Source organism: Kribbella jejuensis (genome assembly GCF_006715085.1).
GTDB lineage: Bacteria > Actinomycetota > Actinomycetes > Propionibacteriales > Kribbellaceae > Kribbella > Kribbella jejuensis.
On sequence record NZ_VFMM01000001.1, the window covers coordinates 1,682,946 to 1,701,301 of the forward strand.

Consider the following 18,356-nt stretch of genomic DNA (forward strand, 5'->3'; position numbering starts at 1 on the left):
GTCCGACGAGATCGGGCGCGCCGGTCACTACCTTCGTCAGCAACGTTCAGTTGAGCTGAGGAGTGACATGAGTTTGCAGACCGGGCAGCCCGCGGTCGGGCGGTTGCGGCAGGACGGGGAGCCGCGGACGGCGATCCGGGCCCACGAGCTGCGCAAGGTGTACGGACAGGGCGACACCGCGGTGGCGGCGCTGGACGGCGTCGGGGTGGACTTCGGCGTCGGCCGGTTCACCGCGATCATGGGCCCGTCCGGGTCCGGCAAGTCCACGTTGATGCACTGCCTGGCCGGGCTGGACACCCCCACCAGCGGCCAGGTGCTGCTCGGCGAGACCGAGCTGACCCAACTGGCGGACGCGGAGCTGACCAAGATCCGGCGGGACCGGATCGGGTTCGTCTTCCAGTCGTTCAACCTGCTGCCGATGCTGTCGGCGAAGGACAACATCCTGCTCCCGCTCGAGCTCGGCAACCGCAAACCCGACCAGCAGTGGCTGGACACGCTGATCGACGTCCTCGGCCTGCAGGACCGGCTCACGCACCGGCCGTCGGAACTGTCCGGTGGTCAGCAGCAGCGGGTCGCGGTGGCCCGGGCGCTGGTCGGCCGGCCCGAGGTCGTGTTCGCCGACGAGCCGACCGGCAACCTGGACTCCCGGTCCGGCGCCGAGGTGCTCGGGTTCCTGCGCCGCTCGGTCCGCGAGTTCGGCCAGACCGTGGTGATGGTCACTCACGACCCACTGGCCGCGTCGTACGCCGACCGGGTCGTGATGCTTGCCGACGGCAAGTTGGCCGGCGAGCTGCAGCAGCCCACCCCGGAGAGCGTCCTGGACGCGCTGCGGCAGCTGGGGGCCTGACGTGCGACGATCACTCCTCTCCTCGCTGCGCGCCCACCTGGGCCGCCTGGTCGCCGCCTGCCTGGCGATCGTCCTCGGGGTCGGGTTCGGTTCGCTCGCGATGATCGTGCACTCGTCGGCGTCGCACGGCATCGACCAGACGATCGGAGCGCAGTACAAGGGCGTCGACGCGGTCGTCTACCCGGAGAGCGCGTCGATCTCCCCGGCCGACATCGCCGCCGCGCACCGGCTCGGCCAGGCGTCGTCGGTGATCACGCTCACCACGGCGTACATGAACGTCGCGTTCCCCGACCTGGTCCGCCCGGTCGGTACCGAGATCGACGCGCTCTACGACACCAGCGTGATCGCCGGTCCTGGTACGTCGTCCGGCCGGTTGCCGACCGCAACGAACGAGATCGCGCTGCCGGCCCGGCTGGCGGCCAAGCACAAGGTCCGGATCGGCGACCAGCTGCGGATCGACTCGTACGACGGGAAGTCCTGGACGCTGCGTGTCGTCGGCCTGGTCGACGACACGAACTCGGTCGGTACGGCGTCCGCGGTCGCCACCGCCGCCGCGGTGAAGATCTTCGCGCCGGACGCCTTCATCCGTGGGATCGGGATCGCGGCCAAGCCGGGTGTGACACAGCTCCAACTCGCCGACGCTGCCCGTGGCGTGGTCTCGGACGGCCTGCAGGTGTACACCGGCAAGGAGTTCGTGCAGCACGAGATCGAGGGCTACACGCACGGCATCGACGTCCTCGGTGGTGTGTTCGGGATGTTCGCGCTGATCGCGCTGTTCGTCGCCTGCCTGGTGATCGGCAACACGTTCACGATCGTGATCGCGCAACGAACCCGCGAGATGGCGTTGCTGCGCTGCGTCGGCGCGTCCCGGCGGCAGGTGTTCACGTCGGTCCTGGCCGAGGCGGCCGTGGTGGGCCTGGCCGCGTCCGCGATCGGCGTCGTGTTCGGTGTCGCCCTGTCCGCGTTGGCGCTGACGCTGTCCCGCGAGTTCGACTGGGGTATCCCGCCCGTGCCGCTGCACCTCGACGTCGCGTCGGTGTTCGTACCACTGCTGCTCGGTACCGTGGCCACACTGATCGCGGCCGTCGTACCGGCGCGGCGGGCGACGAAGGTGGCGCCGCTGGCCGCGCTCCGGCCGGAGACTGCCCCGGCGGCCGCGTCCAGGGCCGGCGTACTGCGGTTGCTCGCGGGCTTCCTGCTCCTCGCAGGTGGTGGTGTGCTGCTCGTGGCCGGTGCCGCGATGCATCAGGTGATCATCGGTGCCGCGGGCGGCGCGATCTCCTTCCTCGGCATCCTCGCGGTGGGTGCGCTCCTGGTACCGGCGCTGATCCGCCTGATCGGCGCGCTCCCGGCGCGCAGTGGCGGCGTACCGGCCCGCATCGCGGTCGCGAACGCGATCCGGAACCCGAAGCGGACGGCGGCAACCACCTCGGCGCTGTTGATCGGCGTGACGCTGATCAGCCTGACCTGTGTCGGGATCGCCTCGGTGCAGAAGACGTTCGACGTGTCGATGAACGGGCAGTACCCGGTCGACCTGGTGGTCACGGCGTACAAGGAGAAGATGCCGGCGACCGCCGAGCAGCAGCTCCGCGACATCAAGGGCATCACCCAGGTGGTCCCGGTCAGCTCGGCGGACGTCAAGGCCGGCGGGCAGGACATGACGATCACCGGCATCGACCAGGACAAGGCCGGTTCGGTGATCCACAACGCGGCCCTTGCCGGGCAGCTCAAGCAGGGCACGGCGCTCGTCGCGTACCACACGATGGAGGCGCTGAAACTCACCGAGGGCTCACAGCTCACGCTGGTCTCCGGTCAGCACAAGCTCAGCCTCACGGTCCGGATGTCGGTCGGGCACCTCGACCCGATCACGATCACCTCGGCCGATCTCGCGAAGCTGGCGCCGAACGCGGCGACGACGGGGTACTGGCTGGCCGCCGACCCGAAGGCCGACGGCCCGAACGTGATCGACGCCGTCCAGCAGTCGATCCCGACCGTGAAGGACCTCGGCGTCGAAGGCGGTCTGGCCGAGCGGTCGACATACACGAAGATCTTCGACGTCCTGCTGATCGTCGGGATCGGCCTGCTCGGGGTTTCGGTACTGATCGCGCTCGTGGGCGTCGGCAACACGCTCAGCCTGTCGGTCTTGGAGCGGACCCGGGAGAACGCGCTGCTCCGGGCGATGGGTCTGTCCCGCCGTCAGCTCCGCCGGATGCTCGCGGTCGAATCGTTGCTGATGGCACTGGTCGCGGCCGGGCTGGGAATCGTCCTCGGGCTGGTCTACGGCTGGACCGGGACGAGCGCGCTGATGGGCGGTCAGACGGTCACCGGCGGCGTCGAGTACGCCGTACCCGGGAAGCTGCTGATCGCGATCGCCGCGGTCGCCACGGTCGCGGGTCTGCTCGCCTCGGTGCTGCCGGCCCGGCGCGCGGCGAAGGTCGCGCCGGCCGGGGCGCTGGCGACCGAGTGAGCCGGCGGCTCGCCCGGCTTGAGGGGGCCGGGCGAGCCGCTCGTACTAAACGATCTCCACCCGATTCCCGTGTCCGTCGGCGGTGTGAAACCGCCGGCGGCCGGGAATCGTCTCGTTGTCCCACTGGACCGGATAACCGAGGCCTGCCAGCCGTGCAGCCAACGCGTCCAGATCGTCCACGGCCAGCGCCGGATGTGCCTTCTTCGCAGGCGTGAAGTCCTTCTCCACACCGACGTGGATCTCCGCGGCACCGGCCTTGAACCAGCACCCGCCGCGCGGCTTCAGCAGCTCCGGCTTCTCCACCTCGGTCATCCCGAGCGCGTCGCGGTAGAACGCCCGCGCGACGTCCTCACCACCGGGCGGGCAGGACACCTGTACGTGATCGAGTCGCATCATCGCTCCTTGTGCGCGACGGCGAAGATCCGGCGGAACGGCAACACTGTCCCGTACGGCTTCTGCGGATAGGCCTCGGCCAACCGAGCGCCGTACTCAGCTTCAAAAGCAGGCCGTACGTCGTCCGGCAGCGACTGCAGCACCGGGCGTGCCCCCGTCCCCTTCACCCATTCGAGGACGGCGTTGTCGCCGGCGAGCACGTGGAAGTATGTCGTCTCCCACGCGTCGACGCGGCACCCCAGCGCCGACAGCGCCTCGATGTAATCCGCCGGCCCGGGTACGTCGGGCCGCAACGACGCGTCCTTCGCGTACTCGGCGTACGGCGGCTTGTTCGCCAACTCGCGGAGGATCGCGTGCGACGGTGCATCGCCGTTGCCCGGGATCTGGATCGCCAGCCAGCCACCCGGCCGCAACGCGCGGACGAACCCCGGCAACAGGTCGAGCTGCTCCGGGACCCACTGCAATGTCGCGTTCGTGACGATCACGTCGAGGTCGTCACCGGACCACTCGCGGACGTCACCGAGCTCGAAGCTCAGGTGGTCGTCGGCGTACTGCGCGGCCGCTTCGAGCATCTGCGGCGAGCTGTCGATCCCGCGGATCGTCGCCTCGGGCCAGATGTCCCGCAGGGTCGCGGTCAGCGCGCCCGGACCGCAGCCGAGGTCGACGACACTCCGTACGTCGGTGGCCCCGATCCGGTCGACCAGGTCGCGGAACGGTCGCGCCCGCTCGTCGGCGTACGTACCGTACTGCTCCGGACTCCACACCGGTGACCTGCGCATCGTCGTGCACCTCCCTGGAAATTTATCTTGATGTCGAGATACTCTAGACCCGCCAGTTGTCTTGATGTCAAGAGTCTTGATCGGTACGCTCGTGGCCATGGACGACGAGGTCGATCGGCTGATCGAGGCCTGGCGGCGGGAGCGCCCCGACCTCGACGTGGCTCCGATGGAGGTGCTCTCCCGGGTCAGCCGGTTGGCCCGGCACCTGGACCGGGCCCGCAGCCAGGCCTTCGACGCGCACGAGCTGGAATCGTGGGAGTTCGACGTCCTCGCCGCCCTCCGCCGAGCCGGTACGCCGTACCGCTTGTCGCCGGGGAAATTGCTCAAGGAAACCCTGGTCACGTCCGGCACCATGACGAACCGGGTGGACCGGCTGGCCGCCCGCGGGCTGGTCGAACGGCTTCCGGATCCGAACGACCGGCGCGGCGTGCTCGTCCAGTTGACCCCAGCCGGCCGGGACAAGGTCGACGCCGCGATGGCCGGCCTGCTCGCCCACGAACGCACGCTGCTGGGCGGTCTGAGCGACCGCGACCAGCAGCAGATCGCCCGCGCCCTGCGCGAACTGGTCCGCCCGTTCGAAAACCATTGAGAAGAACAAACGCTTTACAGCCGGGCGACAAAGTGGCCGGCCCGGGCGGGCAAAGCCGAATTGCGCCGGAATTATCCGAAAAGACGAACGTCACTTCGGCCCTGCCCGGTTCGTTGCTAGTTGCAACAAGATCGAGAGGCTGCTGTAGCCGACACCACTCACAGTCCGCACTATGGTCGTCACAATCAGTAGCCAACCGATTTTCGGCGGCAAGAGGTGGTCCGCCGAAAGTGGCCGCGCGGTGTCCGGGGCTCGGGGCCCGAACAACGCCGGCCGGCACGGGGCCCGCTCACCCAGCAGCTCGGCGCACCCCTCCGAATCACAGGGGATCGGAGGGTGCGCCGCGCGCTTTCCCTTACAGCGTTACTGTTCCGCGCGCTCCGCGGCCTCGAACCAGGCCAGCTCCAGCTCGCCGCGTTCGTCTGCGAGCTTGCGGAGCTCGGTGTCCAGTTCGGCCAGCCGGCCGTAGTCGCTGGCGCTCGCGGCCAGCTGGTCGTGCAGCTTGGCCTCGGTCTCGGTGAGCTTGGCGAGCTGCCGCTCGATCCGGTTCAGCTCCTTCTTCGCCGCCCGGGCCGCTGCCGCGTCAGCCGTCGGACGTTCAACCACCTGGGTATTAACGGCGTGCGGCAAATCCGCGGACACTTCCGCCGCCGGGGTCGCTGCATTGGCCGCCGGCCGCCGTGGAATTCCGGCGTCGAGTTCCTCGAGATACTGCTCGACACCGCGCGGCAGATGCCGGACCCGGCCGTCGCCCATGATCGCGTAAACCATGTCGCTGACCCGCTCCAGGAAGTACCGGTCGTGGGTGACCGTGACGACCACGCCCGGCCAGCCGTCGAGGAAGTCCTCCAGCACGGTCAGCGTCTCGACGTCCAGGTCGTTGGTCGGCTCGTCCAGGATCAGCACGTTCGGCTCGTCCAGCAGGATCCGCAGCAACTGCAGGCGGCGCCGCTCGCCACCGGACAGGTCCGAGATCCGCGTGGTCAGCTTGTCGCCGGTGAACCCGAACCGCTCGAGCAGCTGTGACGACGTCAGCTCACCGCCCTTGCCCGCGAGCGCCGCCGTACGGCGGATCGCGGTGATGTGGTCGAGGACCGTGACGCTCTCGTCGATCTCCTCGAGGTTCTGCGACAGATTGGCGAACCGGACCGTCTTGCCCTGCTTGACCACGCCGTGGTCGGGCGGGAGCTGTCCGGTGAGGACCTTCAGGAAGGTCGTCTTGCCGGCGCCGTTCGGACCGAGCAAACCGATCCGGTCGGCAGGGCCGAGCCGGAACGTGACGTGGTCGAGCATCTTCCGGTCGCCGTAGCTGAAGCTGACGTCCTCGGCATCGAACACGTCCTTGCCCAGGCGCGAGGTCGCCAGCTGGGACAGCGCCAGCTTGTCGCGCGGCGGCGGCTCGTTCTCGATCAGGGCGTTCGCGGCGTCGATCCGGAACTTCGGCTTGCTCGTCCGCGCCGGTGCGCCGCGGCGCAGCCAGGCCAGCTCCTTGCGCAGCAGGTTCTGCCGCTTCTCCTCGCTGACCTGAGCGGAACGAGCTCGCTCTGCCTTCGCCAGCACGTACGCCGCGTAGCCGCCGTCGTACGACGTGACGCGGCCGCCCTGGACCTCCCAGGTGTTCGTGCAGACGGCGTCGAGGAACCAGCGGTCGTGCGTGACGACGACCAACGCGCCGGCCCGATCGACCACGTGCTCGGCCAGCCAGCTGACGGCCTCGATGTCCAGGTGGTTCGTGGGCTCGTCCAGAACGAGCAGGTCGACCTCGGTGAGCAGCAGCCGGGCCAGCGACGCGCGCCGGCGTTCACCACCACTCAGACTGCCGACCAGCGCCTGGTGATCGACCTCGCCGAGCAAGTGCTCCATCACCGAGCGTGTCCGTGGATCGGCCGCCCACGTGTAGGTCTCGACGTCACCGAGGACCGCGTGCAGCACGGTCTGCTCCGGGTCGAGGTCGTCGCTCTGCCCGAGGTACCCGAGCCGCAGGTCCCGGTTGTGGGTGATCCGGCCGCTGTCGGGCTCCTCCCGGCGCGCGAGGACCTGCAGGAGGGTCGACTTGCCGTCGCCGTTGCGCCCGACCACGCCGATCCGCTCGCCACGGCCTACGCCGAGACTTACCGAGTCGAGCAGGGTGCGGGTCCCGAAGCCCTTGGAAACAGCTTCCAGATTCACCAAGTTAGCTACCGCCATAACGCGCCCAAGAGTAGCCGACGCCGGCGGGCGTGCCAGGATCGTCCGAGTGCTGACTGCTCCATGGCTCGATGGCCTCCGTTTGGGCGAACCGATCTCCGCCGTTCCGCTCGAAGGTGGGTACGCGAGCAAGACCTTCCGGGTGCGGACCACGCGGGGCCGCACGGTGGTCGTGAAGACGCAGGACGACGTACCGGCGGACCTGTACGCGCTGGAGGCCGACGGGCTCGACGCACTGCGCACGCCGGGCGGGTTCGCCGTACCTTCCGTTCTCCGGGTGACGCCGACGTACATCGTTCTGACGGACCTCGGTACGTCGGAACCGTCGCCGACGTACTGGGAGGACGCGGGGCGGGCGCTGGCGCTGCAGCACCAACGGACTGCGGACAGGTTCGGGTACTACCGGGACAACTACCTCGGCGTACTCGCGCAGCGGAACCCGTGGACGACGGACGGGCACGCGTTCTTCGCGGAGCACCGGCTGCTGCGGTACCTCGAGGAGCCGAACTGTCACCGCCAGCTCCCGGCCGAGGACCGCCGCCGCCTGGAACGAGTCGCCCATCGGCTCGGGGAGCTGATCCCGCCGCAGCGCCCGTCCCTGCTGCACGGCGACCTGTGGCACGGGAACCTGCTACCCGACCTGACCGGAAGGCCCGCACTGATAGACCCGGCGGTGTACTACGGCTGGCCCGAGGCCGAACTGGCCACCTTGCTGATCTACAACCAGGTCTCGCCCGTCCTCTTCAAGGCCTACGAGGAGGTCCATCCGCTGACCTCCGGGTGGCGCGGCCGGCTGCCGCTCCTGCACCTGCGTGAGCTCCTCTGCATCACCGCACACTCCCCCGACCGGCCGGAAACCGTCGCCGAGATCTCCTCCATTCTCAAAGACTTTGATTGAGGTGCAGCAGGTACTGCTTCTCGTTGAGCGGGTTGCCGTCGGTCCGGTGCCGGATCGGCGGAGCACCCGGGACCGGGCTGTAGCTGTCGAAGCTGGTCGCCAGGAGCGCTTCGCCGCGGCCGAGGTGCGGCAACTGGGCCTCGAAGGCGTGCGTGGTCGCGGCCGGGATCGTGCCCTCGAGATGGGTCCGGTCGACGAGCGAGACGACCCCACGGTGTTCGGCGACGTGCGCCATCATCCGCGCGACTGTGTCCGGCGGCACGTCCAGCTCGAAGTGATTCAACGGCTCGAGCACGGTCGTCCCCGCGGCGGCGATGGCCTGCATCAGAACGACGGGGACGAGGCGCCGGAAGTCGGCCGCAACGGTGACCGGACTCCAGTACGCGGTGTGGATCAGGTCGACCCGGATGTTCGGGATCTCCCAGCCGTACAGGCCCTGGTGCAGCGTCTGGCGGACCGTTTCCTCGATCGCGGTGTGGAACGCCCGCGGCAACCCGCCGAGCTCGACCTCCAGCTCGTACTCGATGCCTTCGGCAACTGGTGAGACGCGGAACCCGACACCTGCTGCCCACGGGCCTTCGGTGATCTCGCGGATCGCCTCGCCGGTGCCGTTCAGCCGTTCGACGTGGATCGGGGTCGTCTCGCTGAACGTGACGTCGACGCCGTACTCCGACTCCAGCAGCGAGGCGATCACCTCCTTCTGTACCTCGCCGTACAGGCTGACCGTGATCTCTTCGGCCTTGCGGATGCGGATCAGCGGATCCTGCTCGGCGAGCTGCGTCAGCGCCTGGAACAGGCGCACTCGGTCCCGTGCGCTCACCACGGTCTCCAGCGTCGGCGGCGCGAACAGCCTTTGCGTGTACGTCGTCCGTACGCCGAGCTGATCGCCGATCCGGATGTCCTTCAGGCCCCGCAGCGCGACGATCTGCCCGGCCTCGACGCGGTCGACGGGCGTCCGGGCGCCGTCGGCGTACAGCTCGATCCCGCTCGGACGGGTCCGGTACTCCGGGCCGTCGACCGGATGGACCGCGACCGGCGTACGGGCGGTGAGGCTGCCGGAGACGATCCGCGCGGACGCGAGCTTCTGGCCGGCGGCGACCCGCTCGACCTTGAAGACGCGCGCGCTCAGGTCGTCGTTCGGCGAACCGGTTGCGCGCGGCAACCAGGTGCGGATGCCGTCGATCAGCTCGTCGATCCCGACGCCGGTCATCGCGGATCCGAAGTACACCGGATGCGCTGCGGCGCTCGCGACCTGGTTGGCCAACTCCGCCACCTGGTCGGCGGTACCTTCGAGGTACTGCTCGAGGAACTCGTCGTTGCGCTCGGCAAGGATCTCGCCGAGCTCGCTGCGCTGGGTCGGCAGCGGTACGACGGTCGCGGCGCGGGTGCCCAGCTCCGGCACCGTCTGCATCGGTACGGCGGCCGGCGTGAGCAGGCGGCGGATATCGGCGAGCAGGTCGTCGTACCGGGCGCCGACCCGGTCGGTCTTGTTCACGAACAGCAACGTCGGGATCCGCAGCCGGTCCAGCGTGCGCATCAGCAACCGGGTCTGCGGCTGCACGCCCTCGACCGCGGAGATCACCAGCACGGCGCCGTCGAGCACCGACAGCGCCCGCTCCACCTCGGCGATGAAGTCCGAGTGTCCGGGCGTGTCGATCAGGTTCATCGGCAGCTCCCCGAGCCGGAACGCCACCACCGCGGAGCGGATCGTGATCCCGCGCTTGCGCTCCAGGTCCATCGAGTCGGTCCGGGTGTTCCCGTCGTCGACCCGGCCGACCCGGTCGACGACCCCGGCCGCGAACAGCAGCCGCTCGGTCAGGCTGGTCTTACCGGCGTCGACATGCGCAACAATGCCCATCGTCAAAGATTTCAAGAGTCCTCGCGAACGCGTCGAAACGATCAATACCGATGCGGTAGATCGATCCGCGGCGCATCCCGGTCTCCTGTCAGTCGATGAGAGCTCTTGCTGCGACGCTAGCACCAGCCCCCGGCCGTGACGAACGTATTTTCAGGCCTCGAGGATGGGCACGTCGTACTTCTGGATGAACCGGTCGCGGGTCACCAGCGTCAACTTCTCAGCCAGCGCCTGCGCGACGAGCATCCGATCGAACGGATCCCGGTGGATCATCGGCAACATGCCCGCCAGGACTGCATGCGTCATGTCGATCGGCAGCGCTCTCAAACCACTCTGCTCGGCCCATTCAGCCAGATCGTCCGGCAGGTCGATCTTCCCGGCCGCCGCCTTGATCGACAGCTCCCACATCGTCGCCGCGCTGACGTAGACCTCCAGCTCGGTGTCGATCCGCTCCTTCAAGTCGTCCGCGAGCTCGTCGCTGTCCTGCGCCCACCAGAGCAGCACATGGGTGTCCAGCAGCAGCCGAGCAGTACCCGGCGACGCGCTCACGACAGCAGGCCGAAGTCGGCGGCGATCTCCTCGTTCACCTCGGCCGAGTCCCAGTCGTGGGCGTAGCTGATCCGGCCGGCCAGCGAACCGCGCCCCGTCCGCCGCCGCACATCCGTCAGGGGGACGACCTTGGCGACTGGCTTGCCCGCCCGGCTGATGACGACGGTCTCACCGTGCTCGACCCGTTCGACGATCCGGGACAGCTGGGACTTCGCTTCATGCATGTTGTACTGCGCCAGCTCACTCATCCGGCCTCCTTAGCCCGCCTAGCTAAGTGTACTACCGGCTGACGATGGCCGGGAGGATGCGGGCGCCGGGGACGGGGCCTTCGGCTTGGCGGACCATCCGGCAGAGGCCGGATTCGGCGAGGTCGACGGCCAGGTCGACGGCGCTGCGGCTGTCGGCGGCGAGGAACAGGCAGGTGGGGCCGGAGCCGGAGATCTGGGCGGCCAGGGCGCCGTGGTCCAGGCCGAACTGGAGGGTCTCGCCGAGTTCCGGGCGGAGCGCGAGCGCGGCCGCCTGCAGGTCGTTGCTGAGGGCAACCGCCAACGCACCGGGCTGGCCGGACAGCAGCGCCGACAGCAGCTCCGGGCGGACCTGCGGCGGCTCGACCCGGCGGAGCGGGCGCATCCGGTCGAGTTGCCCGTACACCTCCGGCGTGGACAACCCGCCCTCGGCGATCGCGAACACCCAGTGGAACGTGCCGCGGGACATCACCTCGGTGACCTGCTCGCCGCGGCCCTGACCGAGCGCGGTGTGCCCGACCAGGCAGAACGGTACGTCGCTGCCGAGCTCGGCCGCGTGGTGCTGCAGCTCGGTCTGGGTCAGCTGCAGGCCCCACAGCCGGTTGCACGCCACCAGCGTCGCGGCCGCGTCGGTCGACCCGCCGGCCATCCCGCCCGCGACCGGGATCGTCTTGCGGATCGTCAGGTCGACGCCCTCGTCCACGTCGTACTCGGCCTGCAGCAGCTGCGCCGCCCGGACCGCGAGGTTCGTCTCGTCGGTCGGTACGTCGTCCGCGAAGTCACCGGAGATCTCCACCGAGACCTCGCCGTCGTCGTCGCGCAGTACGGCGGTGACGTCGTCGTACAGGGCAACGGCCTGGTACACCGTGGCGAGCGGGTGGAACCCGTCGGGGCGCGGCGGACCGACCGACAGACCGAGATTGATCTTGGCCGGCGCCCGCACCGTGACCTCAGCAGAAGGTGACACGTCGGACAGGCTAGTGCCTGGCACCGGCCAGGGCGGCGAACTGCTCGATGCTGAGCATCTCGCCGCGGAGTTGTGGGTCGATGCCGGTGGTTGCGAAGATCTCGTCCAGGCGGGCGCGGTCGGGCAGCCAGCGGGCCAGTGCGGAGCGGACCGTCTTGCGGCGCTGCGAGAACGCGGCCTCGATCACGGCGAACGTCTGCTCGCGGGTCGCCGCGGTCGCCGGCGGGTCGCGGCGTTCGAACGCGACCAGCCCGGAGTCGACGTTCGGGGCCGGCCAGAACACGTTCCGCCCGATCGGCCCGGCCCGGCGCACCTCGGCGTACCAGGCGGCCTTCGCGGACGGTACGCCGTACGTCCGGGAGCCGGGCGGCGCCGCCAGCCGGTCCGCCACCTCGGACTGCACCATCACGAGCCCGTGCCGCAGCGAGTCCGAGACCTCGAGCAGATGCAGCAGGACCGGTACGGCGACGTTGTACGGCAGGTTCGCGACGCAGGCGGTCGGCGTACCGATCTGGTCCGGACCGACGTCCATCGCATCCGCCTCGACCACGGTGAGCTTGGCGGCCTGTTCGGGGGCGTAGGAGGCGACTGTCGACGGGAGCGCCTGCGCGAGCAGCGGGTCGATCTCGACCGCGGTGACCGAGTGCCCTTCGGCGAGCAGCGCCAGCGTCAGCGAACCGAGGCCCGGGCCGATCTCCAGCACGTGCTCACCCTCGGTGAGGTCGGCGGCGCGGACGATCCGGCGGACGGTGTTCGGGTCGATGACGAAGTTCTGGCCGCGCTGCTTGGTCGGGCGGACCCCGAGCGCGGCGGCCAGCGAACGCACATCAGCCGGACCGAGCAATCTCGGTCCGGCTGCTGTGGATGAATCCGACGAGCTCACGTGAGCCAGTGTGTCAGGCTCACGCCTTCTTGCCGCACACCGGCCACGCCCCGTACCCGCCGCGGTCGGCCTTGACCTTCTCCGCGATCGCGATCTGCTGCGCCTTCGACGCACCGTTGGCGTTGTTGGCGTACGCCGTACCGCCGTAGGCCGCCCAGGTGCCGTGGTCGAACTGCAGACCGCCGTAGTACCCGTTGCCGGTGTTCGCGGCCCAGTTGCCGCCGGACTCGCACGCGGCGATCCGGTCCCAGGCACCGCTGCCACCCGTGCTGGTCGCCGGCGGCTTGGTGTCGGTCGTCGTGGTCGTCTCGGCCGGCTTCGGCTTCGTACCGACCACGACCTGCTCGTCGACCGCCTGAGTGACGACCTTCGACGCGACCACCTTCGTGGTCGACAGCTTGCCGTCCAGGTAGGTGTACAGGTACGTGACGGTCTTCGAACCGTCCGTGCCCTTGGTCGTGGTCTTGGTCGTGCCCTCGAGCAGCGTCGCCGACTCGGTCTTGTCGGTGCCGTGCGCAACGGCCTCGGTCTTGGTGACGGTCTTCTGCAGGACCTGCACGAAACCGATCTTGTTCACGCCGAGCTTCAGCGGGGTGGCCGCGGCCGGGGTGATCCGGTCGTCGGCGTCCCAGGCGATCTTCGCCTGCGTCAGGGCCTGCCCGACGGTGTTCGCCAGCGACTTGATCGTCACGATCTTGCCGAGGTGCACGATCTGCACGGTCTTCGGCGTGGTGACGGTCAGCTCCAGACCCTGGCGGCCGAGCGGGGCGCTCCGGCTGGTGGACAGCTGAGCCCCGTCGTAGCGCAGGCCGAGGTCGGCGAGCGCCTCGTTGACGCTGTCGGCGGTGGTCCAGTACGCCTTCTTGGTGCCGTCGGCGTTCACGGTCAGCTGGCGACCGTACTGCACGGCGATCTCCTGGCCGTCCTGCAGCTTCGAGTCCAGCGACGGCGCGACGTTGTCGTGGGCACCGACCTGAACTTTCTCGGCCTTCAGGGCGTCTGCCACGGTGGAGCCGAAGGTGTGCACCTTCCGCACCTGGCCGTCGACGGAGATGCTCACGGTCTTGCTCTTCGAGGCATAGGCCACGGAGCCACCCGCGACGGCTAACGCAGCCGTCGCACCGACGGCCACGATGATGGACTTACGCACTAACGCTCCCAGGTAGGGCTACCCGGGCACGGGGTGGGACAGCACAGGCACCGGCCGCCTTCGCCGGACTGGCTGCCCGGTTTCGGTGACCCCGCCGAGGGGTTGTGCTCGTCCGGGAACTTCCCCGATCCCGGCCAACATCACGGGACCATAACGAAGAAGTAGCGGAAGCGCCAATCCCCTGGTCGGCGAGTCGTAAAAAGGTGTAATGGCGCCGTCACGCCGTGTGATTGCCCCAATGGCCCCGATGCACCACTTCGGCGGTCGTCCGGCGGCCCCTTTTGAGGGACGGCGAACGCTTGTCCGGAGCCCGGTACCCGACCGACAGAACCCCGACCAGATCAAACCCCTCGGGGACCCCGAACTCCTTCAGCAGCCGGCCCACTTTGTCCGCAGGAGGCCCGAAAAAGCAGGCTCCTAGGCCTTCGTCGACCACTGTCTGCAGCATCAGCAGGACGGCCATCCCGGTGTCGACGTACCAGTACGGCGCGGTCCAGCGACCCTCGTCCCGATCGGTCCAGCCCTTGTCCGGTTCGGTGTACCGATCGAGGTACGCGTCCTTGTGCGCGAATGCCAGGATCAGCAGCGGCGCGCGGCGCAGCCCTGTGATCCATTCAACATACTTCTCGTCCGGATCCTCGGCCGAGATCCGCCAGTACCGCTCTCGCTCGTCGCCCTCCAAGGTCAGGAACGCCCACCCCTGACTGAACCCGCCCGACGGCGCCCGGAGACCGTTCTCCAGGATCCGCTCGCGCACCTCGTCCGGCACCGGCCGGTCGGGGTCGTAGTTCCTGACCATCCGCCGCCGTCGCACTACGTCCCTGAACTCCATGCGCCTTGTTTACCAGGCTCCGCCGAAGGCGCGGTTCGCGTTGTTGTTCAGGGACTCGCAGAGTTCGGGTACGGAGATGTTGAGGACGTCGGCCATCCTGCGGACGGTGTGCGGGATCAGGTACGACGCGTTCGGCTTGCCGCGGTACGGGGACGGGGTCAGGTAAGGCGCGTCGGTCTCGACCAGGATCCGGTCGAGCGGGGTGGTCGCGAGCGCGTCCCGCAGGGATTGGGCATTCTTGAACGTGACGACGCCGGCGAAGCTCAGGAACGCGCCGCGGTTCACGCATTCGCGCGCGAACTCGGTGTCGCCCGAGAAGCAGTGCATCACGAGCCGATCGGGTACACCCTCGCGATCGAGAATCCGCAGTACGTCGTCATGCGCGTCCCGGTCGTGGATCATCAACGTCTTGTCGAGCCGCTTCGCCAGCTCGATGTGCGCCGCGAACGACTCGTGCTGAGCCGCCTGCCCGTCCGCTCCGGTCCGGAAGTAGTCGAGGCCGGTCTCGCCGATCACCCGTACCTTCGCCGAACTCGACGCCAGCCGCTCGATCTCCGCGAGCGCACTGTCGAGCTCACCGGCCGCCTTCAACTTGGGCGCCTCGTTCGGGTGCAGGGCGACTCCGGCGATCAGGTTCTGGTACTGCGCGGCCGCCTCGACGGCCCACTTGGCACCAGGCAGATCACACCCGACCTGCACGATCCGGGTCACGCTCACCGACGCCGCCAACTTGATCGCCTCGGCCGGACTCAACCAGGCCCCGTCCTCCCCGTCCGCGATGTCCAGGTGGCAATGCGCATCCACCACACTCATCGGCAACGGATCGGGCGCCGCCGGCCGACTCCGATCCCGCGACCGCCCGTCCTCCCCGACGGCCGCCCGCTCCCGCGTAGGCCGCCCCACCTCAACACCATCAACACCCATGGACGCCAGGTTACTTAGGTGCGCTACCGGCTTTTGGCGTGAGTGGCGGCGCGTCGGCGTGCGTCGGCGTGCGTCGGCGTGCGTCGGCGTGGTCGGGGGGTAGTTGTTTCACCGCTGGCGGGTTGCAGCAGGCCAGCGGTGAAACAACCCAGCATCGGCCAGGTCATCCACAGGCCCGAAGTCCGCGGCGGACGACGGCCCGGAACCGGGCATCTTCTGGGGCATGAATCTCGAACTGCAGACGCTCGCCATGCAGCGCGGCGGTTGGTTCACCCGGGCGGACGCGCTCGTTGCCGGGTACTCCGATGCCGACCTGCGCACATACGTCGCGTCCGGCCGGTGGATCCGCATCGTCCGCGGTGCGTACGCCGAACCCGGACCGGCCGTCGAAGCAATGCCGCCGTGGGAACGGGCGTCCTGGCGTCATGCGCTCGCCGCGCGGGCGGTATACGTGCGACTCGGCGGACGAGCTGTTGTGAGCCACCAGTCGGCGCTGCTGCTGCACGGCGTACGGGTCTCGGACCTCGACCTGCGCCGCGTCCACATGACCAGACGACACGGCCCCGGTCGTTCAGATGCGGCAGTGTGCCAGCACGCAGCCCGGCCGCGCGTCGACGTGGTGGTGAAGTTGGACGGCGTACGGACGACGCTCCCCGCACGGGCCGTGATCGAGACCGTCCGGGCAACTGCGTATCCGGTTGCCGTGTCTGTCGTGGACCAAGCACTGAGATTGCGGCTCGCCACGCGACAGGACCTGGCCGATGCGCTCGAGCCGTTCGCTCGCCGGAGCGGTATCCGCACCGCGGCGCGAGCGGTCCTCTTCGGCGACGGCCGCGCGGAATCGGTCGGCGAGTCGCGGCTGCGAGTACTGTTCGCGGACGTCGGCCTGCCCAAACCGCTGCCACAGGCCGAGATCCGCGACGAGCGGGGGATGCTTCTGGCCCGGGTCGACTTCCTGCTCGAGCAGTACGGCGTCATCGTCGAATTCGACGGAGCCCTCAAGTACGGCGGCGGCGCTACCGCTCTCGTCGCGGAGAAGGCACGCGAGGACCGGCTGCGGGACCTGGGGTACCAAGTGGTCCGCATCTGCTGGGCAGATCTGGCCCAGCCGGCCACCGTCCACCTCCGAGTCCGCCGAGCCATCGCACGCTCCGGTCCGGTGGCGGGTTATGTCACCGCTACCAGCCTGTAGTCCGCCATCGGCGCAACAACCCCTCAGCCACCTAGGCCTCGGCGGCTTCCTTCACCTTGGTGACGAGCGATTCCCACATGCCTTGGGCATGCTTGGCCTCTTCTTCGCTGCCGTTGTTGTCCTGCTCGAGCTTCAGGTGCGTATTGCCGGTCAGCGTGTAGGTGAGGGTGTGGTAGTTCTCCGGTACGTCGGGTTGCCCGGTGAGCGGACTGAAATGCGTCAGCCGCAACAACCGCCCCGGCTCGATCGCGAGAATCTCGCCCTTGTCCTGGAAGGGCTTACCTTCCCACTCCCCACTCCACGTAATCGGACTCCCCACCTGCCAGTCCGTCTCCACCTCAGCCCCGAACCACAACTCCTTCAACTGCTCGGGATCCGTCAACACGCCCCACACCCGCTCAGCCGAAGCCTCAATATCAACCTCAGCCACCGCAACAAACCCAGTCATCACAAACTCCTCTCTCCCCCGACCGTACGGTCCCCACCCCCCCATGCGCTTGTACAAAAGCGTCAACAACCGCATCCGCACCCCAAACCACCCCGGACGCCCGCGAACGATGCCCTTTCCACGCCGGCCCGGAGGTACATCGCCCGCGGCGGGGCGGGCACGCCGTCAGTACGAGCGCCGCGCGGGCCGGAGGCAGCCGCCGCGGAGCGGTGTGCTTTCGGGGATTAGTACAGCTCCAGTTCTGGGGTTCGGGATTTTTGGCGGTGGGTGGTGGGTGGGGTGCCGTAGCGGCGGGTGAATTGGCGGGTGAGGTAGTGGGGGGACTCGAAGCCGACGGCGGCGGCGATCTGGGCGACGGTCAGGTCGGTGGCGCCGAGGAGTTCGGCGGCGCGTTGGAGGCGTAGGGCGAGTACGACGTTCATGATCGAGTCGCCGACCTGTTCCTTGAACAGGTGGGCGAGGCGGGAGACGGAGACCTGCGCCAGCCCCGCCAGCGACGTCAGCGTGTGTGGGCGCGCCGGGTCGGCAGTGATTGCTTCGAGCACGAGGTGGACGCGTGGGTCCAGGTGCTGGATCTCCCGGCGCAGGCTCGCGACGGCGGTGAGCAGCACCTCCTCGATGCCGTTCATGGTGAGTTCGGTCGCGACGCTCCGATCGAGCAGGTTGAGCGAGGTATCGCCGGTCGGCGACAACCCGGCGCGCTGCGCGTCGCGGTGCAGCCGGTCGAACGCGGACACCACCCGGTCGGTCTCCGACGACCGGGTGAGTCGTACGTACGACAACCCGGGCATTGCCTGCGGCAACGACAGCCACGAGTGCCACTCCCGCCGCGGCTGGAAGTGCGCCCACCACGACTCCCAGTACGTCCCCACGGTCCCGTAGTCGTGCGGCGTCCCCGGCCGCACGAGTACGACGTCCCCGTGCCGCAGCATCAGCTTGTTGTCTCCGAGCAGGTACCGGCCGGTCCCCGACGCGGTGTACAGCAGGTACCAGCTGCCCACACCGTCCGGCCGTACGACGCGGTAGTCGCCGCCGCTGTGGAAATGCCCGGTCACGAGTTTGCTCGGCGGCGGGATCTCGCTGTACAGCTCGATCAGCACCTGGGTAGCAAGATCGTGCTCGAAGTCAGCAGGCTCCGTCATGGTGGATCC

Annotated in this window: 18 protein-coding genes; 5 read left to right on the plus strand and 13 right to left on the minus strand. The window is 68.9% G+C overall.

Features of this window, described 5'->3' with window-relative positions; genetic code table 11:
* Nucleotides 1-67 precede the first annotated feature (67 nt).
* Both FB475_RS08230 and FB475_RS08235 read left to right on the plus strand, forming a co-directional pair.
* Nucleotides 68-847 (plus strand): ABC transporter ATP-binding protein, encoded by a 780-nt coding sequence (locus tag FB475_RS08230; protein ID WP_141854042.1) that lies wholly within the window; start codon nt 68-70, stop codon nt 845-847.
* Between the two features lies 1 nt (nt 848).
* The gene (locus FB475_RS08235) at nt 849-3,314 is read left to right on the plus strand and encodes an ABC transporter permease (protein WP_141854044.1); all 2,466 of its coding nucleotides are present in this window, start codon (nt 849-851) and stop codon (nt 3,312-3,314) included.
* A 45-nt stretch (nt 3,315-3,359) separates the two neighbouring features.
* On the opposite strand, the gene FB475_RS08240 is transcribed toward FB475_RS08235, so the two are convergent.
* Nucleotides 3,360-3,707, minus strand: coding sequence for a VOC family protein (locus FB475_RS08240; RefSeq protein ID WP_141854046.1), 348 nt, complete (start codon nt 3,705-3,707; stop codon nt 3,360-3,362).
* Entirely contained in the window at nt 3,707-4,486 is a 780-nt protein-coding gene (locus FB475_RS08245) for a methyltransferase domain-containing protein (RefSeq protein ID WP_141854048.1), read from the minus strand. Before FB475_RS08245 ends, FB475_RS08240 begins: the two co-directional genes overlap by 1 nt.
* Before the next feature lie 97 nt (nt 4,487-4,583).
* Between FB475_RS08245 and FB475_RS08250 the strand changes: the two genes are divergently transcribed.
* Complete coding sequence (locus FB475_RS08250; protein ID WP_141854050.1) at nt 4,584-5,075, plus strand: MarR family winged helix-turn-helix transcriptional regulator; 492 nt, start codon at nt 4,584-4,586, stop codon at nt 5,073-5,075.
* A 363-nt stretch (nt 5,076-5,438) separates the two neighbouring features.
* On the opposite strand, the gene FB475_RS08255 is transcribed toward FB475_RS08250, so the two are convergent.
* A complete protein-coding gene (locus tag FB475_RS08255) occupies nt 5,439-7,262 on the minus strand; it encodes an ABC-F family ATP-binding cassette domain-containing protein (RefSeq protein ID WP_141854052.1) in 1,824 nt (607 codons plus the stop codon).
* Between the two features lie 49 nt (nt 7,263-7,311).
* On the opposite strand from FB475_RS08255, the gene FB475_RS08260 reads away from it, so the two are divergent.
* A complete protein-coding gene (locus FB475_RS08260) occupies nt 7,312-8,160 on the plus strand; it encodes a fructosamine kinase family protein (protein ID WP_185759147.1) in 849 nt (282 codons plus the stop codon).
* On the opposite strand, the gene FB475_RS08265 is transcribed toward FB475_RS08260, so the two are convergent.
* The 8 genes from FB475_RS08265 to FB475_RS08300 form a co-directional block, all read right to left on the minus strand.
* Nucleotides 8,144-10,018, minus strand: coding sequence for an elongation factor G (locus FB475_RS08265; protein ID WP_185759149.1), 1,875 nt, complete (start codon nt 10,016-10,018; stop codon nt 8,144-8,146). The genes FB475_RS08260 and FB475_RS08265 overlap by 17 nt on opposite strands.
* Nucleotides 10,019-10,168: 150 nt before the next feature.
* Nucleotides 10,169-10,564 (minus strand): type II toxin-antitoxin system VapC family toxin, encoded by a 396-nt coding sequence (locus FB475_RS08270; protein ID WP_141854058.1) that lies wholly within the window; start codon nt 10,562-10,564, stop codon nt 10,169-10,171.
* On the minus strand, nt 10,561-10,812 hold the full coding sequence (locus tag FB475_RS08275; RefSeq protein ID WP_141854060.1) for a type II toxin-antitoxin system Phd/YefM family antitoxin: 252 nt from the start codon (nt 10,810-10,812) through the stop codon (nt 10,561-10,563). The genes FB475_RS08270 and FB475_RS08275 overlap by 4 nt, the downstream gene beginning before the upstream one ends.
* 31 nt (nt 10,813-10,843) lie before the next feature.
* On the minus strand, nt 10,844-11,776 hold the full coding sequence (locus tag FB475_RS08280; RefSeq protein WP_141854061.1) for a 4-(cytidine 5'-diphospho)-2-C-methyl-D-erythritol kinase: 933 nt from the start codon (nt 11,774-11,776) through the stop codon (nt 10,844-10,846).
* A 10-nt stretch (nt 11,777-11,786) separates the two neighbouring features.
* The gene (gene rsmA, locus FB475_RS08285; RefSeq protein WP_141854063.1) at nt 11,787-12,659 is read right to left on the minus strand and encodes a 16S rRNA (adenine(1518)-N(6)/adenine(1519)-N(6))-dimethyltransferase RsmA; all 873 of its coding nucleotides are present in this window, start codon (nt 12,657-12,659) and stop codon (nt 11,787-11,789) included.
* Between the two features lie 19 nt (nt 12,660-12,678).
* Nucleotides 12,679-13,809, minus strand: a complete 1,131-nt coding sequence (locus tag FB475_RS38070) for a resuscitation-promoting factor (protein WP_141854065.1) — start codon at nt 13,807-13,809, stop codon at nt 12,679-12,681.
* Between the two features lie 217 nt (nt 13,810-14,026).
* Nucleotides 14,027-14,641, minus strand: a complete 615-nt coding sequence (locus FB475_RS08295; protein ID WP_141854067.1) for a nitroreductase family protein — start codon at nt 14,639-14,641, stop codon at nt 14,027-14,029.
* A 9-nt stretch (nt 14,642-14,650) separates the two neighbouring features.
* On the minus strand, nt 14,651-15,565 hold the full coding sequence (locus FB475_RS08300; RefSeq protein ID WP_141854069.1) for a TatD family hydrolase: 915 nt from the start codon (nt 15,563-15,565) through the stop codon (nt 14,651-14,653).
* A gap of 223 nt (nt 15,566-15,788) precedes the next feature.
* Between FB475_RS08300 and FB475_RS08305 the strand changes: the two genes are divergently transcribed.
* The gene (locus FB475_RS08305) at nt 15,789-16,757 is read left to right on the plus strand and encodes a type IV toxin-antitoxin system AbiEi family antitoxin domain-containing protein (protein WP_141854071.1); all 969 of its coding nucleotides are present in this window, start codon (nt 15,789-15,791) and stop codon (nt 16,755-16,757) included.
* Nucleotides 16,758-16,788: 31 nt separating this feature from the next.
* Here the strand turns inward: FB475_RS08305 and FB475_RS08310 are convergent, their stop codons facing one another.
* Both FB475_RS08310 and FB475_RS08315 read right to left on the minus strand, forming a co-directional pair.
* Entirely contained in the window at nt 16,789-17,205 is a 417-nt protein-coding gene (locus FB475_RS08310) for an SRPBCC family protein (protein ID WP_141854073.1), read from the minus strand.
* Nucleotides 17,206-17,429: 224 nt separating this feature from the next.
* Nucleotides 17,430-18,347, minus strand: a complete 918-nt coding sequence (locus FB475_RS08315; RefSeq protein WP_141854075.1) for a helix-turn-helix domain-containing protein — start codon at nt 18,345-18,347, stop codon at nt 17,430-17,432.
* Nucleotides 18,348-18,356 lie beyond the last annotated feature (9 nt).

Excerpts from the sequence above, each read along its gene's own strand:
- FB475_RS08265 (WP_185759149.1), bottom strand. The coding sequence starts at position 10,018 with ATGGGCATTGTTGCGCATGTCGACGCCGGTAAGACCAGCCTGACCGAG.
- FB475_RS08295 (WP_141854067.1), bottom strand. The coding sequence starts at position 14,641 with ATGGAGTTCAGGGACGTAGTGCGACGGCGGCGGATGGTCAGGAACTAC.
- FB475_RS08305 (WP_141854071.1), top strand. The coding sequence starts at position 15,789 with ATGAATCTCGAACTGCAGACGCTCGCCATGCAGCGCGGCGGTTGGTTC.
- FB475_RS08230 (WP_141854042.1), top strand. The coding sequence starts at position 68 with ATGAGTTTGCAGACCGGGCAGCCCGCGGTCGGGCGGTTGCGGCAGGAC.
- FB475_RS08315 (WP_141854075.1), bottom strand. The coding sequence starts at position 18,347 with ATGACGGAGCCTGCTGACTTCGAGCACGATCTTGCTACCCAGGTGCTG.
- FB475_RS08300 (WP_141854069.1), bottom strand. The coding sequence starts at position 15,565 with ATGGGTGTTGATGGTGTTGAGGTGGGGCGGCCTACGCGGGAGCGGGCG.
- FB475_RS08255 (WP_141854052.1), bottom strand. The coding sequence starts at position 7,262 with ATGGCGGTAGCTAACTTGGTGAATCTGGAAGCTGTTTCCAAGGGCTTC.
- FB475_RS08245 (WP_141854048.1), bottom strand. The coding sequence starts at position 4,486 with ATGCGCAGGTCACCGGTGTGGAGTCCGGAGCAGTACGGTACGTACGCC.
- FB475_RS08310 (WP_141854073.1), bottom strand. The coding sequence starts at position 17,205 with ATGACTGGGTTTGTTGCGGTGGCTGAGGTTGATATTGAGGCTTCGGCT.
- FB475_RS08275 (WP_141854060.1), bottom strand. The coding sequence starts at position 10,812 with ATGAGTGAGCTGGCGCAGTACAACATGCATGAAGCGAAGTCCCAGCTG.
- FB475_RS08240 (WP_141854046.1), bottom strand. The coding sequence starts at position 3,707 with ATGCGACTCGATCACGTACAGGTGTCCTGCCCGCCCGGTGGTGAGGAC.
- FB475_RS08250 (WP_141854050.1), top strand. The coding sequence starts at position 4,584 with ATGGACGACGAGGTCGATCGGCTGATCGAGGCCTGGCGGCGGGAGCGC.